Raw genomic sequence first — 16,909 nt, forward strand, 5'->3', positions numbered from 1 at the left:
AGCCCCCGCATCGACCTTGCAAAATTGCCGGTCACGCGTGGAAAACCGCGCGCCGAGCCTGCCCCATCAGCGCGTTTGCCAAGCCGCAATCCGAACTCAACCCAAACATGAAGCGGGCCCGGAAATCCCGAGCCCGTCCTGCCGATTAGCGGGATTTTCTGACACGAGATGAGAAGCGCCGCCCATCCGGCCGGCGCGTCCGCATCGAGACGCCGCGTTCTCAGAACGGTATCGCTCAGAACGGGATATCGTCGTCCATGTCGCTGTTGCGGCCACCGCCGCCGGCCGCTACAGGGCGCCGCGGCGCGCTGCTGACGGGACCGGAGGAGCCGAAATCGCCGCCCGGCTCGTCGCCGAAGCTGCCGCCTCCGCCGCCGCTACGACCGTCCAGCATCGTCAGGGTGGAGTTGAAGCCCTGCAGCACGACTTCGGTGGAGTACTTTTCGACGCCGCTCTGGTCGGTCCATTTGCGGGTCTGGAGCGCACCCTCGACGTAAATCTTGGCGCCCTTCTTCAGATATTGTTCGGCGACCTTGCAGAGCCCTTCATTGAAGATCACGACGCGGTGCCACTCGGTCTTTTCCTTGCGCTCGCCAGTCGCCTTGTCGCGCCACGTCTCCGACGTGGCGACGCTCAGATTGGCGATCGGCCGCCCGTCCTGGGTGCGGCGGATTTCGGGATCCTTGCCGAGATTTCCAACCAGAATGACCTTGTTGACGCTTCCCGCCATCTCCGCTCTCCACTCCGAATGCCACTGAATTCAAGAAGGCCGGTCCGCTCCCCGCGTTCCGCCGTGCCCGTCGAGGCGACCCTATACGCTCGCCGAACGCTTGCGGCCGCCGATCCGTCCGTCACCCCTCCGGTTATCCCCACATATAGCATCGACCTCCAGTTCGTTCCAGATTTGTTCTTGGCGAATGACAGGACCGAATGTGTGGGATCGATCGCCAATGTGCTGTGAAAAGGCACGCGTCAAATGGACCTTTGTAGGTTCCTGGAAAGGAAGGAAGGCTTGCCCTCTACGGGAACAATAGGTCAGCAACTGCACCATTTTCAGGCCGCTGTGGCTTTCCAGTGACACAACTTGCGGCTTCAATGGTGTAAGTACGGCCTTAGTTGGGCAAGTGAGTCCGATGCCCTTCCCTATCGTGGAAGGCACAATCAGAAACTGGGACTGGGATTAGTTGAAAATGAAAAAGGTTTTGTTGGCTTCGGCCTGTTTGTTCGCTCTCGCTGCCCCGGCTTCGGCCGCTGATCTCGCGGCGCGCCCCTACACCAAGGCCCCGGTGGCCATGGCTTCGGTTTATAACTGGACCGGCTTCTACCTCGGTGTCGTCGGTGGCGGCGCCTGGGAAGATTCGAACAGCCCGCGGATGCAGGGCGGCTTCGTCGGCGGCACCGCCGGCTACAATTGGCAGACCGGCAATGTCGTGTTCGGCATCGAGGCCGATGGCGCCTGGGCTGACGTCAACGCGTCTGTGACTGGTCCAGTTGCCGTCCCCGGATTTGGCGTCGTCAGCACCACCTTCAGCTCGAAGACCGATGCGATGGGCACTGTGCGCGGCCGTATCGGCTACGCCGTCAACCAGGTGCTGTTCTACGGCACCGGTGGTTACGCCTGGATCGACAACAAGCTGAGCATCAGCGCGCTCGGCGTGACCGCTTCGGACAGCAAGTGGCACTCCGGCTGGACCGTCGGTGCGGGCGTCGAAGCGTTCTTCGCTCCGCAGTGGTCGGTCAAGGGCGAGTACCTCTATCGCAGCCTCGGCAGCGAGAACTACTTCTCGAGCCTCGGCGCTGCGCTGCCGTCCGGCACGCTCAACTTCCACACCGTGCAGGTCGGCGTGAACTATCACTTCGGGGGCCCGGTGGTCGCCAAGTACTGAGTTCAGTACTTAGCTCCAACGCCATCCGCGTTACGAAAGGCCGGCCTTGCGCCGGCCTTTTTGTTTGACCGGCCGCTCCTGCGCAGTTCCGCAAGGCCCTGCTCCTGCCAGATGCCGCCAGCGCGCCAACAATCGGTTGACGATTCGCAAGTCCCACTGGAAATCCGTCCTCGTTCTTCCTACGTTCGCTTACATACCCATCGGCGCCGATCCCGGTTCCGGGCGAAGCGCGCCTATTGCGTTGGCGCGATCGCGCGCTTTTGGATTCCCTGAGGACCACCAGGATGGATGAAGTGATCAAGGCGAAGCGCCAACAACAGAACGCGGGATCAAACCTGCGCGCAATTACGATCCGTGGCGCGCGCGAGCACAACCTCAAGAACGTCGACGTCGAGATTCCCCGCGACAAGCTGGTGGTGTTCACGGGGCTGTCGGGCTCCGGCAAGTCCTCGCTCGCGTTCGACACCATCTACGCCGAGGGCCAACGCCGCTACGTCGAATCGCTGTCGGCCTATGCCCGCCAGTTCCTGGAGATGATGCAGAAGCCTGATGTCGACCAGATCGACGGCCTGTCGCCGGCGATCTCGATCGAGCAGAAGACGACGTCCAAGAACCCGCGCTCCACCGTCGGCACCGTCACCGAAATCTACGACTATATGCGCCTGCTGTGGGCACGCGTTGGCGTGCCCTATTCGCCCGCCACCGGCCTGCCGATCGAGAGCCAGACCGTCTCGCAGATGGTCGATCGCGTGCTGGCGCTGCCCGAGGGCTCGCGGCTCTATCTGCTCGCGCCCGTCGTGCGCGGCCGCAAGGGCGAGTACCGCAAAGAACTCGCCGAATGGCTCAAGAAGGGCTTTCAGCGCGTCAAGATCGACGGCGCCTTCCACGAGCTCGCGGAAGCCCCTGTTCTCGACAAGAAATTCCCGCACGACATCGACGTCGTGGTCGATCGCATCGTGGTGCGCGCCGACATCGGCCAGCGCCTCGCCGAAAGTTTCGAGACCGCGCTGAAGCTCGCCGAGGGTCTTGCCGTCATCGAATTCGCGGACGCGCCGGCTGCGGCAGCACCCGCGGAAGAGAAAGAGAAAAAGAAGACCGCAAAGATCCACGACAAGAGCGGACCCGAGCGCATGCTGTTCTCGGAAAAGTTCGCATGCCCGGTGTCCGGCTTCACCATCCCCGAGATCGAGCCGCGACTGTTCTCGTTCAACAATCCCTATGGCGCCTGCCCCGCGTGCGGCGGCCTCGGCGTCGAGCAGCATGTCGACGAAGACCTCGTCATCCCCGACAAGGAGCTCGCCATCGGCAAGGGCGCGATCGCGCCCTGGGCTAAATCCTCGTCGCCCTATTACATCCAGACGCTGACTGCGCTCGGCAAGCACTACAAGTTCACGCTGACCACCAAATGGAAGGATCTGCCCAAGAAGACGCAGAACGCGATCCTGCATGGGTCCGGCGAGGACGAGATCAAGTTCTCCTACGAGGACGGCGTCCGCTCCTACGACACCAAAAAGCCGTTCGAAGGCGTCATCACCAACATCAACCGCCGCTATCGCGAGACCGAAAGCGAGTGGGCGCGCGAGGAGCTCGCGAAGTACTTCCACGACGTGCCCTGCGAGGCGTGCCACGGCTTTCGGCTCAAGCCCGAGGCGCTCTGCGTCAAGATCGGCGGCAAGCACATCGGCGATATCTCGGAGATGTCGGTGAAGGGCGCCGGCGCGTGGTTCGAGACCGTGCCGGAGGCGCTGAACACCCAGCAGAACGAGATCGCCGGCCGCATCCTCAAGGAGATCCGCGAGCGCCTCACCTTCCTGCTCGACGTCGGCCTCAACTATCTCACGCTCTCCCGCTCCTCCGGCACGCTCTCCGGCGGCGAAAGCCAGCGCATCCGCCTGGCCTCGCAGATCGGCTCGGGCCTGACAGGCGTGCTCTATGTGTTGGACGAGCCCTCGATCGGCTTGCACCAGCGCGACAACGCGCGCCTGCTCGACACCCTCAAGAGACTTCGTGACCTCGGCAACACCGTGATCGTGGTCGAGCACGACGAGGACGCAATCCTGCTCGCCGACCACGTGCTCGACATCGGCCCCGGCGCCGGCATGCATGGCGGCAACATCATCGCCGAAGGCACGCCCGCCGAGATCATGCGCAACCCCAACTCGCTGACCGGCAAATATCTCACCGGCGAGCTCGAGGTCGAGGTGCCGGAGCGGCGCCCGCCGAACCATCGCCGCACCATCAAGGTGGTCAACGCGCGCGGCAATAACCTCAAGAACGTCACTGCCGAAATTCCGCTCGGCCTGTTCACCTGCGTCACGGGCGTCTCCGGCGGCGGCAAGTCGACGCTGCTGATCGATACGCTGTACAAGGCGATCGCGCGCAAGCTGAACAACGCCAGCGAGGGCGCGGCTCCACACGACCGCATCGAGGGCCTCGAGCACATCGACAAGATCATCGACATCGACCAGTCGCCGATCGGCCGCACGCCACGTTCCAACCCCGCGACCTATACCGGCGCCTTCACGCCGATCCGCGAATGGTTCGCCGGCCTCCCCGAGTCGAAGGCGCGCGGCTACGAGCCCGGCCGCTTCTCCTTCAACGTCAAGGGCGGCCGCTGCGAAGCCTGCCAGGGCGACGGCGTCATCAAGATCGAGATGCACTTTCTGCCCGACGTCTACGTCACCTGCGACGTCTGCAAGGGCAAGCGCTACAACCGCGAGACCTTGGAAGTCCTGTTCAAGGGCAAGAGCATCGCCGACGTACTCGACATGACCGTCGAGGAAGCCGCCGAGTTCTTCAAGGCGGTCCCACGCGTGCGCGAGACGTTCCAGACGCTGCATCGCGTCGGCCTCGACTACATCCATGTCGGCCAGCAGGCCACGACGCTGTCCGGCGGCGAAGCCCAGCGCGTCAAACTGGCAAAAGAGCTGTCCAAGCGCGCCACCGGCCGCACCCTCTACATCCTGGACGAGCCGACCACCGGCCTGCATTTCCACGACGTCAAAAAGCTCCTGGAAGTGCTGCACGAGCTGGTCGCGCAGGGCAACACGGTCGTCGTCATCGAGCACAATCTCGAAGTCATCAAGACCGCCGACTGGGTCATCGACCTCGGCCCCGAAGGCGGCGACGGCGGCGGCGAGATCGTCGCCTGGGGCCCCCCGGAAGACATCGCGAAAGCGCCCCGGAGCTACACGGGCAAGTTCCTGGCCCCGGTGCTGGCAAAGGCGCGGAAGCCGAAGCGAAGGCGTGCGGCGAGCGAGGCGGCGGAGTAGGTTACGCAGCGGGAGCATGCCGACACATTGTCTGAGGGAGACTGAGTTTGCCTGCCGGACTTGTGCAAACCTATCGTGCGTTCGCCCACAATAATGCTTGGGCGAACCATCGGCTGCTCACTGCTTGCGCCGCGCTGTCTCAGGCTGACTTCGAAGCCGCACGAACCGGCTTCTTTCCAAGCTTGCAGCGCACGCTCAACCACATCCATGTCATTGACCTCTTCTATGTCGATGCGCTGGAGGGCGGATGGCTGGGACCGGCGGCTTGGAAGAACCAGGTGCCGCACCTTTCACTTGCCGCGCTGAAGCCCGCGCAATCCGCGATCGACAAGCGCTTGATTGCTGTCTGCGATGCGCTGACGCCCGAGCTTCTCGACGGTCTCGTGCGGATCAATCGCGACACCCGCGTGCAGATCGAACGTCGCGACCGGCTGCTCATGCATCTGTTCCAGCATCAAATTCACCATCGCGGACAGGCGCATGCCATGCTGTCCGAAACGCACGTTGGCCCGCCTCAGCTGGACGAGTTCTTCGCCGAAGGAGAGGCGCCGCTCAGGGCTTCCGAATTCGACCAACTGGGATGGACCGAAGCAACCGTGTGGAAAGCCTAGCGGTGTAGCCTCGCCTCCATGCCCTACTCCCTCGCCATCTTCGACCTCGACGGCACGCTGGCCGACAGCTTTCCGTGGTTCCTGCGCACCATCAACGACGTCGCCGATCGATTCGGCTTCCGCCGCGTCGCGGATGAGGATGTCGAGGGGCTGCGGCATGCTTCGTCGCGCGAGATCCTCAGGTGGCTTGAGGTGCCCTTGTGGAAGCTGCCGGCGATCGCCCGGCATGCGCGGCGGCTGAAGGCTGAGGCTGCGGCGGAGATTTCGCTGTTTGCGGGCGTCGAGGCGATGCTGCGGACGCTGACGGAGAACGGCGTGCAGCTCGCGCTGGTGACCTCGGACAGCGAAGCCAATGCGCGCGAGAAGCTCGGCGATTGCGCGGCGCTGTTCGCGCATTTCGACTGCGCGGCCTCGCTGTTCGGCAAACCGTCGAAATTCCGACGGGTCATGCGGCGTGCCGGCGTGGAGCCGGGCAAGGTCATCGCGATCGGCGACGAGGTGCGCGACATCGAGGCGGCGCGGGCCGTGGGGATCGCCTGCGGTGCGGTGGCCTGGGGTTATACGGCGCCGGCGGCGCTGCGGGCGCTGGCGCCGGATCATATGTTTGAGCAGATGGATGAGATTGCGCGCACAGTGCGCCCGGCGTCGTAGCCCGGATGGAGCAACGCGCAATCCGGGAAAGTGTCCCCGCATTCCGCTTCGCTCCATGCGGGCTACACGCCCCTACTCCGTCCTGCGCAAGAACGCCCCGAACGCGCGCGGGCCGTCGCCGGTCTTGACTTCGCCGATCACTTTCATCTCGGCCGCGTCGATGATGCTGAGTGTATTGCTCTCCCAGCAGGCGACGATGACGCGTTTGCCGTCCGCGGTCGCGGCGATGCCTTCGGGGTAGTCGCCGACATTGATCCGCTTGATCGGCTTCAGCGTCGCCAGGTCGAACACGCTGACAGTGCCGCCATACTGGTCCGTGACGAAGCCGCGGCCCTGCGCCAGCGCCACGGCATAGGGACGCATGCCGACCGGTACGCGGCCGGTCTCGGACCCGGCGCCGATGTCGATCACCGAGACATCGTTGGAGCCGACATTGGCGGTGTAGGCGCGTTTGCCCTCGGCATCGACGGTGACGCCGAACGGACGCGTTCCAACCTTGATGGTCGCCCTGCGCTGGCGCGTCGCGGTGTCCGCCACCGAGACGCTATCATCGTCGCGATCGGCCGAGAGCAGCAGCTTGCCATCCGGCGTCACTGCGAGCCCCGACGGCGAGGCGCCGACCGCGATGCTGGCTGTGACGCTGCGGCTCGCCGCGTCGATCACCCGCACGGCCGCCGCGTACCAGTCCGCGACGTAGACGGTGCGGCCGTCCGGCGCGACGGCAATGCCAAGCGGTCCGCCGCCGACCTCGATCCGCCCCACAAGCTGCCGCGTTGCCGCGTCCACCACCGTCACGGCCTTGGCATCCGGGCTCGTGACATAGGCAAAGCGCCCGTCCGCGCTGACGGCGACGCCGGCGGGTTTGCCGCCGATCGGGATCGTCGCGACGCTGCGCGCCGTGGCGAGGTCCACGACCATCAGATCGTCGCTGAGCTGGTTGGTGACGAAAGCCTCTTCGGCGGACACATGGGCAATGCCGGCAAGGCAAAGGCTGGCGGCGGCCGCCGCCAGGACCAGCGCCCGCACCGTCAGCTTCCGCTCTCGATCTTCTTCTTCAGTGCCTCGAGGCCGGCCTGATACAGCCCCTTCACTGCCTTGACCGCGGCTTCGTCACTCAGCTCCGGCGGCGGGTCGTTGTTGGGAAAGCCGCGGTAGAACGCGCCGGCCCATTCCAGCGTCGAGCCCTTGCCGTCGGCACTCGGCGTCACCGTCAGCGTCGAGGAATAATTGGTCACCGGCAGCACCTTCACGTCCACATTGGTGATCCGGTAGGAATAGCTCATCGCGGCGGCGTCGAACTTGTAGAGCTCCTCGTCGACGGTCGCGCCTCCCGTCAGCGTCAGCTTCCGCGTCGCGCCGATCTCGTTGCCCTTCTCGCCCTCGGTCTTGGTAACAGGCGGCAGCCAGCTCATGTCCTGGAAATTGCCGATTGCGGCCCACACCTTGGCCGGGGCAGCGTTGATCTCGATGGATTCGCGCACCTTCTGCCGGGTCGGCCCGTGGGCCCAGGCCGATGTCAAAGCCACCGCGCCCGCGGCAGTGAGCACCGCGGCCAGGACCGTGCGCCGTCCAATCGTCACCCTCATCTCGTTTCCTCATGCGTCTCATTGATCATGCGCGACTTGAAGCGCGCTGGGATCATGGTAGCGCATTTTGCGGCCGAGGGGAGACCCGTTCGTGGCCGCGTTGCGGCGGGCGTCCGGGCGCCCCACAACCCCTTGCCGCCCGGCGGGCAAAACACCCAAGCAGAGGGTCAATCACGGCTCGCAAAAATATTTCTCGTTATCCGTATTTCGGTTTATCGTATAGACGACCATCCCAACCCGGCCGAGGGGCGGATCGCGATCGTCACGAACGCGGGATGGGACGTGGTGGACGCAGGCGGCGTCGGCGCGAAGGGCTTTGCAGGGCGGGAAACCGTGAGCGATGGCGTCGCGCACACGACCGGTGCAGCCTGCGTACGGCAAAATCGTGTGGTCCTAGCGCCCGGGGTCTGTGCGCCAAGTCTTGCGGTGATGTGGCGGCCCGACCGGGCGCGCGCATCAGCCATCCGCAAGGCGGCGGGGGCAATAGTGCATCGCTCCCCGGGGAGAGCGCGACATAAGCCGTCAAACCACTGCGCAGGGAAGGCCGTGTGTTGGGCTTCACCTGTATGCCGCTGTGCAGCCTCTTGTAGCGCAACCTTCGCACAGTGGACCGTGGGTGCCAGCCGGCACCCGGCCTTCCCTGCGCCCTCGGCATTTTGGGGGCGACCGTACTGGCAAAGCTCGGGCGCGATGTGCCGCGAGGAGGCGAAGATGTGTTTACGATTCAGAAGCGAGTTGGTGGAGAACAACGAACGCTTCTCGCGCCGTCATTGCGAGCACAGCGAAGCAATCCAGAGTACCTCCGCGGAGAGACTCTGGATTGCTTCGTCGCAAGCGCTCCTCGCAATGACGACCGAGACAGTGAGTGGCTGTCGCGTCCCTCGCTCACTCCCCCAGCGTCGCCTCCACGAACCCGCGCGGGTCGTCATAGAACTCCCGCATCACCCGGTAATGATCGGTCTGCTCCACCGTCGTCGGCTCCAGGCCGTATTTCCCGAGCCGGAGCAGCTGTGCGTTGGGATAGGCCATCAGCATCGGCGAATGGGTTGCCATGATGACCTGGCAGATGCGGGACTCCTCCATGCATCTCAGCAGCTTCAGAAATTCGATCTGGCGCGCAGGCGACAACGCCGATTCAGGCTCGTCGAAGATGAAAATGCCCTGGCGCTGGCAGCGCTCCTCGAAGAAGCGCAGGAATCCTTCGCCGTGGGAATGCGACAGGAAATCGGGGCCGACCTGCCCGGCATCACGTGCGGCCTTGTCGAGATATCGCGCCACCGAGAAAAAGCTCTCGGCGCGAAAAAACCAGCCATTGGTAATCTTCGGCAGCCAGCTTGCGCGCAGCGCCCTGGAGAGTTGGCCGCCCATCGTCTCCCTCGCTTCGGAGTGATCGACGGGCATATAACCCTTCCCGCCACCCGCATCGTCGTAGCCGGCGAGCGCGGCAATCCCCTCGAGGATCGTCGACTTCCCGGTGCCGTTCTCGCCGACGACGATCGTGATGCCGGCGTCGAAGTTGAGCTCGAAATCGTCCGGAAAGATGGGTAGGCAAAACGGATAGACTTCGCGATCGTGGACCTGCAACGGGTCGAGCCAGATCCGCTTCAGATAAGGCGCCGGCAGGTTGATCGTTCGACCACGTCTTCGGCTCATGCCCGGCCCTCAACCCTTCCCACCGATCTCTTAACCTGAACATATCAGGAACGAAACCCTCGCGAAAGCTGCATCTGAGAAACAGATGGAAACAAACGGCACAAACCCGATATGCGCCACTTGGACGCAAATTATAACCTCAGATTGTGGGCCGAATTCATCCTTGGGATACGCAGCTGAGACAGTTTCCTGGCATGAGGCCAGCCCCCACCTCGCGACCCCGCAATGATTGACGGACGTCCGGGACTGTAAGAGCCGCGAGGAGTGCGCGATGGTATCAACGTATTTCAGTTACAGCTACATCGCGCGCAATCTCAAGCAGTCCCTGACGCGGGTCGAACAGCAACAGGACGTGGCGCGAGAGGCCGCCTACTACAAAGCCCACATCGGCAAGGTGAAGTCCGTCGACGACTTCATGAAAGACTATCGCCTTTATCACTATGCAACGAAGGCATATGGCCTGGAAGACATGGCCTACGCCAAGGCCTTCATGAAAAAGGTGCTGGAGAGCGACCTCTCCGACGCAAACAGCTTTGTCAACAAGCTGGTCGACAAGCGTTACCGCGAGTTCGCCGCGGCATTTTCCTTCAATGGCAGCGCCACGCCGGTTGCGCAATCGGAGAACCAGACGGATGAGATGATCGGTCTGTATACGGCGACCAGGAAGAGCCAGGTCGATGCACTTACCGGCGACTCGAATTACTACAGCGCCGAAATCGGCAACATCAGCAGTGCAGACCAGTTCCTGAACAACGACCGTCTTCGCAACTATGTCTATTCGGCGTACGGGATCGATCAAGGCAAGTGGTCGCGTGACACGATAAGTCAGGTCTTGCGCAGCGATCCATCCGATCCCAACAGCTACGTCAACACCACTTTCGCCTCTCAGCTGAGTGGCCTCAACGCCGACCTTGCTCAGGCCCGATCGGATGTCACCGCAGCCAATTCAAGGATCGCCGACTACACCGCCCAACTCTCGCAACCGGGCGCGAACGTGACCCAGTTGAACGTCCAGATCCTGGTCGAAAAGTATCACCTGGAGTCATATGCGAACAGCATTTCCAGCCTCAGCGACCAGATAGGGACGATCGGCGGGTTTGTGGACCTCGCCGGCGCGTTCGAGTTTTCCTCCGACGGGTCGCTTCCGTCAGGCGTATCCGCGCAGAGTGCTGCAAACGTCACGATCACGAAACAGAGGTTCGACGACAGCAAGTCCGACGTCTATTCGGCGGCGAGCCCGTTGAACGAAGCTTTTGCGATCAGGCAATTCAGAACAGCCATCCTCAAGATCAATTCAGTCCAGGCGTTCGTATCGACACCAGGCGTGTATGATTTTGCGCTGGGAGCCGTCGGCCTCGATCCCGCAAACGTCTCGCCGGCGACTGTGACGGCCGTGCTCGAAAGCGATCTCAACGACCCCAACAGCTACGTCTATACCCTCAAGGACAATCGATATCTGGAGCTGGCACGCGCCTTCAACTTCGACGCAAAGGGCAATCTTACGACCCCCTTGGTGGCTCAGGACTCGGCTGAAGTCCTCCAGATCGCGAAGGACTATGTCGTTGCAGCGGTGAAGAGCGCAAGCACGGCAACTCCCCAGCAGCAGGCGGCAGTTCGGGCACAGGCCACGAAGGATGCGTCGGAATATCAGCAAGCCATCACCGGGATCGACAGTGTTTCCGATCTTCTCGCAAACAGGCCGATGGTTGATTTCATCCTCCTGGCAAAGGGCTTGGACCCCAGGAAGGTCAGCACGGAATTTCTCAAGAAGATCTTCAGCTCCGACCTGAACAATCCAAAGAGCTTCGCGAACACCGAGAACGATCCTCGCTTTGCCGAAATCGTCGCGTCGTTCAATTTCGACAGCAAGGGCAACGTCGCGCGCCTTCCGATGATGGGGCCGCAGAAGCGGGATCAGTTTCGGGAAACACAGGCGAATTATGTCGAGCAAAGCCTGGAGCAGCAGCAAGGGGATGCGAATCCCGGCGTGCGCCTGGCGATCTATTTCCAGCGGAAGGCGGGGGACATCACGTCCGCGTACGACATCCTTGCCGACAAGGCGCTTTCGGAGGTGTTCAGGACCACCTTCGATCTGCCTGACTCGATGGCGGCGATGCCGATCGATCAGCAGGCCAAGTTCGTGGACAGATTCATGAAGATCAAGGACCTGTCCGATCCCGCGAAGGTTACAAAGCTGCTGAACCGTTTCTCCGCCATGTATGACATCAGAAACAGCCAGAGCACCGGGCAGGGTCAATCCCCCCTGCTCAACCTGTTCCAGGGATCCGGTTCGGGGATCAGTGACTCCACATACTTGGCCATTGCCAAGCTACGCACCCACTGATGATCGCTCTTCGGGGCTAGCCCAACACCTCGAGCACCAGCTCCATGGTCATCAGCACGGGATTGTCGCCACGGATCAGACGTCCCTCCGCCATGCCGCCGGTGTAGTCGATCAGCGCGACGTCGAGTGCGGCTTCGAGGGCGCCGGAGGGACCGGCCGCAATCGTGCCGGCGGTTACTGCAAGCTCGGTCGCGAAGGGCTCGGTCACACCGCCATGAGTAAATCGGGCGCCGATGGTCGAACCAACACCGCCATGAATCTTCCCGCTCGCGATACCCTGCGCGCGGCAGAAGTCTTCGAGACAGCCGGCAAAATCCTGATTGGGGCGCAGCCGCAGCGCGAAAGCGCGGCTGGTCGTGCGCGCGCCGGTGCGCGCAGCCGCCACTGGCCCGAACAGCTTGAAGTTGGTCTCGGGATCGAACTCGGCGCTAAACATCGCACCATCGATGCCGAAGGCCTCGACCTCGAACGGCTCGGCGACATCGGTCTCGTCCGGCAGCATGTGGCCGCCACTGGCGCGGCCATCGGCCTCCGTCCACAGCCCATGGCAATGAAAGAACGGCGCGCCGTCGCGCATGCCCAGCGTCATGCTGCCGAGCCTGGTGCGCGTCACGCCGCTTGGCCGGAATGTGTCGCTGTAGAACGCGGCGTTCTCGCTGGTCTTCGACAGCGCCGGCATGACATAGCCGAACGGCCTGAGCGCGCCGCGCCCGAAGCAGAGCACACCGCCGGCAAATCCCTCCGCGGCAAAACCGCGGCGCGCCCCCTCCAGCAGCGGCAGTCCTGCTTGAAGCGTGAAGGAGAAAGCGCGTCCCCTCGCCTCCACCCATTGGATGCGTTCGGCGACCGGCGCGCCGGGCTGCTTGATGCTGCGCATGACCTTCGCTCAGCCCACTCGTGTCTTATCGAGATCGAGCAGCCCGCGTGCCTCGAGCTCGTCGCGAACCATCCGTTTGGGAATCTTGCCGTAGCCGGATTTCGGCAAGGCCTCCCAGAAGAAGAACCGCTTCGGCATCTTGTAGCGCGGCACTTTGGGCGACAGGAACGCCGCCATCTCCGCTTCGCTCACCGGCTTCGCGCCTTCGCGGGCGACGCAGACGGCAACGCCGACCTCGCCCCAGGTCGCATCGGGCACGCCGAGCACCGCGACCTCGCCGACGCAAGGATGGGTCAGGATTTTCTCCTCGATTTCGCGCGGATAGATGTTGGAGCCGCCGGAGATGTACATGTCGGAGGCTCGTCCGGTGATGTAGACGAACCCCTCCTCGTCCATGTGGCCGAGATCGCCGGTGCGGAACCAGCCGTTGCGGAACGCCTTCGCGTTGGCATCGGGATTGTCGTAGTAGCCGGCAAGCACCGCGGGGCCGATTACGCAGATCTCGCCGCTCTGGTTGGCGCCGAGTTCGCGGCCCTCGTCGTCCTGGATCGAAACCTGCATGCCGGTACGCTCGAAGCCACAGGTGCCGATCTTCGCGTGCGGCCCGTCCTCGGGATCATGCAGCGCCGCCGGCAGCACCGTGATGTTGCCGGTCACCTCGCCGAGGCCGAAATACTGCACGATGACCTTGCCGAGCTTCTTCAGCGCAGCCTTCTGGTCCTCGCGATACATCGGCGCACCCGCATAGATCACCTGGCGCAGCGAGGAATGATCGTATTTGTCGGCGGCGGGATGCTCGACCATCATCTTCAGAATGGTCGGCACCACGAAGAGATTGCTGACCCGATGCGCCTCGATCAGGCGGAACGCCTCGTCGATGTCGAATTTCTCCGTCGGCAACAGCACGGTGCACACGCCGCGCGCGGTCTGCACCAGCTGATGCACGCCGGCGCCATGCGACAGCGGCGCCACCACCAGCGAGGCATCCGCTTCGGTGACGCCGGGGGTGAGATCGGCGAGATGGTTGGTGACGACAAAACCCATCTGACCGTGGGTGAGCACCGCAGCCTTGGAGCGGCCGGTGGTTCCCGATGTGAAGAAGAACCAGCAGGGATCGTCGTGCTCGACCGCGACGTTCTCGACCACCGTGCCTGCGCGCAAAGCGACGGCATCCGCAATCGACGTCTCGGCAAATGGCGCCCGACCGTCGATGCTCCAGGTGAATTCCAGCTCTCCATCCTTCACCGCCGCCGCGTGCTCGGGAAAATCGACGTGGCACAGAAACGCCTTCGCGCCGGAAGCCTCCGCGAGATAGGCGACCTCGTCCGGCATCAGGCGGAAATTGGTCGGCACCCAGACGGCGCCGAGCCGAAACGCGGCGAACATCGAGAAGAACATCTCGTCGCCGTTCTTGGAATGGACGAGGATGCGGTCGCCCTTGGCGATGCCGCGGGCCGCGAGCGCTGCGGCCAGCGCCGAGACCTGCGCGTCGATCTCGCGCCAGGTCCAGGATCTGTCGCCCCAGACGAAACCGGGACGCGCTCCATGCCGCCGCGCATTCTGGGTCAGCATGTGAGCGAGATTCATGACGCGGCGGGACATGCGCAGGGGCTGCATCGGGTTTCCTCTTCGGCGGCGGACGGCACACGAACCGCCCGCTCATTGCAGCCCATTTATCGCCATCGCCAGTACCCCTGCAAGGCTGCCGGGCGCAGTGCAGCCCATCCAACCGTTCAGGAAATTTTAAACATGATCGGCGCAACCTTCGTCAGTTCTCGCGTAAAGAGTGCCGCATCATGGTCAAAGCGCCCGCCCTCCTCCTGCTATCGCTGGCGCTTGCCGGGTGTGCCGTGGGCCCACAAGCGCACTTCGCCTCCGATCCCGCCTTCAAGTCTACTCGCTATGCCTGGGACGGCGCCGGCGAGAATCCCAATCACCCGCGCGCTGCCTCGGAACCAGCACGGACCGCCCGATCCGAGCGCAACAGATCGCAAGCCGGGCTTCAGCCCTATTCAAAGGAATGGTGGCAGGCGCAGGACGGCATCGAGGCTGAACAGGACGCCAGGGTCAACCGTTCCCTCGTCATCTGTCAGGGATGCCTGCGCCCGCAGCCGCAGCCCGAGGATTCCAGGCTCGCCAAGGCGACCGATTGAAGCATCCGGACTATCAGGACCCGGAGAAAGTCCAGCCCCGTCGTCGCGAGCAGCGACCGAGAGCTACAACGCCCCGAGCTTCCGCAATGACTCCTGTGCGGTCTGCAGGCCCGGTTTCAATTCCAGCGCCTTCCTGAAATCGGCAATCGCGCCCTGTTTGTCGCCGAGCCGCAGCTTAGCCTGTCCGCGGTTGTTCCACGAGAACACGTCGGAGGGATCGTATTGCAGCGCCTTGTCGTAATCGGAAACGCCGCCCTTGCTGTCGCCCTGATAGAGCCGGATCATGCCGCGATTGCGCCAGCCCCGCGCGTCGGTCGGCGCAACACGGATCGCCGCACCATAATCGGCGGCGGCGCGATCGAGCTGCTCGCTGTCGCGATAGACGTTGCCGCGGTCGATATAGGCGAGCACATCGGGCGCGAGCTTGATCCGCGTCGTGTAGTCGGCGATGGCGTGCGCCATGTCGTGCCTGCGGTAATACACCAACGCACGATTGGCGTAGGCCATGGCGTATTTGGGATCGCGCTTGATCGCGGCATCAAAGTCGGCGAACGCACCGTCGAGATCGCCCTTGTTGAAACGCGACTCGCCGCGATTGCCGTAGGCCAGCGCCAGCGAGGGATCGAGCTTGATGGCCAGGTCGTAATCGGCAATGGCGCGATCATAGTCGCGCTTGAAACCGTAGACACGGCCGCGATTGCTGTAGGCGCAGGCATAACCGGGGTCGAGCCTGACCGCCTCGTCGAGATCGGACAACGCCGCCTCGAGCTCGCGCTTCTCGGTGAGGCCATGACCGCGATTGCAATAAGCGCCGGCGAGCCGAGGTCCGCTCTCGCTGTTCGTTTCGATCACGGTCGAGCAAGCCTTGATCCGCTCGTCCGGCGTGCTGGTCAATCCGACGCAAGCCTCCCAGGCCGGACCGCCTGCCGCAGCCGGCGCCGGCGAGATCAGCGCGGCGAGCAGCGCCAGGAGGCTGAGCGGGACACGCATTTTCCGGATATCTCCCCTGCGGCAACCTCTCTTGGTCGCACCTTGGCAAGGGCCGGTTCAGGCGCCTAAATCAGAGGCAAGCAGCATGTCGGGAGGATTTTGCATGGCGCCATCGGTACGGGACAACAAGGACAGAAGCCGCTTCGAGCTCGATGTCGGCAGTGAAATCGCCTTCGCCAATTACCGGCTGACGCCGTCGGCGGTGATCATCACCCACACCGAGACGCCGCGCGCGCTGCGCGGCCGCGGCATCGGCTCCGAGCTGGTCAAGGGCGCGCTGGAATTGATCCGCCGCGACGGCAGGAAGGTGATCGCCGGTTGCGGCTTTGTCGTCGACTATCTCGACAGGCATCCGGAAGATGCGGATCTCGTCGCCTGAATGCAAAAGGGCCCGCGCGATCGCGGGCCCTTGGGTTACGACCGGCGATCTCGGTCAGTGCTTGATCTCCGGCGGCAGCTTGCCGCCGTTCGCGGCGAGCTTCGACATCACCTGCTTGTGCAGCCAGACGTTCATGCTCGCGGAATCGTTGGTGTCGCCGCTGTAGCCGAGCTCCTTGGCGAGGTCCTTACGCGCAGCGAGGCTGGAATCGATGTCGAGCGCCTTCATGAGGTCGACGATCGAGGTACGCCATTCCAGCTTTTCGCCCTTGTGCGCGGCGACCGCCGCGTCGACGATCGAGGCAACGTCCACCGCTGGCGCCGATCCGCTCGGCGCTGCCCCCGCGGGCGCGCTGCCCGATGGTGCGCTGCCTGCGGGCGCCGCGGAAGCTGGATGGCTACCGAAGATCGCGCCCATAATTTTCCCGAAAATGCTCATGTCTGCTCCCCGAAAAGGACCCGTGGAAGGGCCTTGAGTGGCCCTTATAGACCAAGTTGCGTCATTGCG

At 63.5% G+C, this 16,909-nt stretch carries 15 protein-coding genes; 7 read left to right on the plus strand and 8 right to left on the minus strand.

The window, feature by feature from the left end; genetic code table 11:
• Positions 1–235 precede the first annotated feature (235 nt).
• The gene (locus tag AC0L27_RS22540; protein ID WP_354210065.1) at positions 236–730 is read right to left on the minus strand and encodes a single-stranded DNA-binding protein; all 495 of its coding nucleotides are present in this window, start codon (positions 728–730) and stop codon (positions 236–238) included.
• Between the two features lie 460 nt (positions 731–1,190).
• Between AC0L27_RS22540 and AC0L27_RS22545 the strand changes: the two genes are divergently transcribed.
• The 4 genes from AC0L27_RS22545 to AC0L27_RS22560 all read left to right on the plus strand — a co-directional run bounded on the left by AC0L27_RS22545 (position 1,191) and on the right by AC0L27_RS22560 (position 6,420).
• Entirely contained in the window at positions 1,191–1,886 is a 696-nt protein-coding gene (locus AC0L27_RS22545) for an outer membrane protein (RefSeq protein ID WP_354210066.1), read from the plus strand.
• Positions 1,887–2,170: 284 nt separating this feature from the next.
• Complete coding sequence (uvrA, locus tag AC0L27_RS22550; RefSeq protein ID WP_354210067.1) at positions 2,171–5,158, plus strand: excinuclease ABC subunit UvrA; 2,988 nt, start codon at positions 2,171–2,173, stop codon at positions 5,156–5,158.
• 47 nt (positions 5,159–5,205) lie between these two features.
• On the plus strand, positions 5,206–5,769 hold the full coding sequence (locus AC0L27_RS22555; RefSeq protein WP_354210068.1) for a DinB family protein: 564 nt from the start codon (positions 5,206–5,208) through the stop codon (positions 5,767–5,769).
• Positions 5,770–5,787: 18 nt separating this feature from the next.
• Entirely contained in the window at positions 5,788–6,420 is a 633-nt protein-coding gene (locus AC0L27_RS22560) for an HAD-IA family hydrolase (protein ID WP_354210069.1), read from the plus strand.
• A 72-nt stretch (positions 6,421–6,492) separates the two neighbouring features.
• Here AC0L27_RS22560 and AC0L27_RS22565 read toward each other — a convergent pair whose 3' ends face one another.
• The 3 genes from AC0L27_RS22565 to AC0L27_RS22575 form a co-directional block, all read right to left on the minus strand.
• A complete protein-coding gene (locus AC0L27_RS22565) occupies positions 6,493–7,446 on the minus strand; it encodes a YVTN family beta-propeller repeat protein (protein ID WP_354210070.1) in 954 nt (317 codons plus the stop codon).
• Positions 7,447–7,448: 2 nt separating this feature from the next.
• Entirely contained in the window at positions 7,449–8,006 is a 558-nt protein-coding gene (locus AC0L27_RS22570) for an SRPBCC family protein (RefSeq protein ID WP_354210071.1), read from the minus strand.
• A gap of 885 nt (positions 8,007–8,891) precedes the next feature.
• Entirely contained in the window at positions 8,892–9,659 is a 768-nt protein-coding gene (locus tag AC0L27_RS22575) for an AAA family ATPase (RefSeq protein ID WP_354210072.1), read from the minus strand.
• A gap of 271 nt (positions 9,660–9,930) precedes the next feature.
• Here AC0L27_RS22575 and AC0L27_RS22580 point away from each other — a divergent pair, with 271 nt between their 5' ends.
• Positions 9,931–12,003, plus strand: coding sequence for a DUF1217 domain-containing protein (locus tag AC0L27_RS22580; protein ID WP_473320405.1), 2,073 nt, complete (start codon positions 9,931–9,933; stop codon positions 12,001–12,003).
• 16 nt (positions 12,004–12,019) lie between these two features.
• Here AC0L27_RS22580 and AC0L27_RS22585 read toward each other — a convergent pair whose 3' ends face one another.
• Entirely contained in the window at positions 12,020–12,880 is an 861-nt protein-coding gene (locus AC0L27_RS22585) for a PCC domain-containing protein (RefSeq protein WP_354210074.1), read from the minus strand.
• Between the two features lie 9 nt (positions 12,881–12,889).
• Positions 12,890–14,497 carry an acyl-CoA synthetase gene (locus tag AC0L27_RS22590; protein ID WP_354210075.1) on the minus strand — a complete coding sequence of 536 codons (1,608 nt, stop codon included), beginning with the start codon at positions 14,495–14,497 and terminating at the stop codon, positions 12,890–12,892.
• 179 nt (positions 14,498–14,676) lie between these two features.
• Between AC0L27_RS22590 and AC0L27_RS22595 the strand changes: the two genes are divergently transcribed.
• Positions 14,677–15,033 carry a hypothetical protein gene (locus AC0L27_RS22595; RefSeq protein WP_354210076.1) on the plus strand — a complete coding sequence of 119 codons (357 nt, stop codon included), beginning with the start codon at positions 14,677–14,679 and terminating at the stop codon, positions 15,031–15,033.
• Between the two features lie 63 nt (positions 15,034–15,096).
• On the opposite strand, the gene AC0L27_RS22600 is transcribed toward AC0L27_RS22595, so the two are convergent.
• Entirely contained in the window at positions 15,097–16,023 is a 927-nt protein-coding gene (locus tag AC0L27_RS22600; RefSeq protein WP_354210077.1) for a tetratricopeptide repeat protein, read from the minus strand.
• Positions 16,024–16,126: 103 nt separating this feature from the next.
• Between AC0L27_RS22600 and AC0L27_RS22605 the strand changes: the two genes are divergently transcribed.
• Positions 16,127–16,402, plus strand: a complete 276-nt coding sequence (locus AC0L27_RS22605; protein ID WP_018458006.1) for a GNAT family N-acetyltransferase — start codon at positions 16,127–16,129, stop codon at positions 16,400–16,402.
• A 54-nt stretch (positions 16,403–16,456) separates the two neighbouring features.
• Here AC0L27_RS22605 and AC0L27_RS22610 read toward each other — a convergent pair whose 3' ends face one another.
• Positions 16,457–16,840, minus strand: a complete 384-nt coding sequence (locus AC0L27_RS22610) for a DUF3597 domain-containing protein (RefSeq protein WP_275171186.1) — start codon at positions 16,838–16,840, stop codon at positions 16,457–16,459.
• Between the last annotated feature and the right edge of the window lie 69 nt (positions 16,841–16,909).

The organism is Bradyrhizobium sp. Ken51 (genome assembly GCF_055807435.1).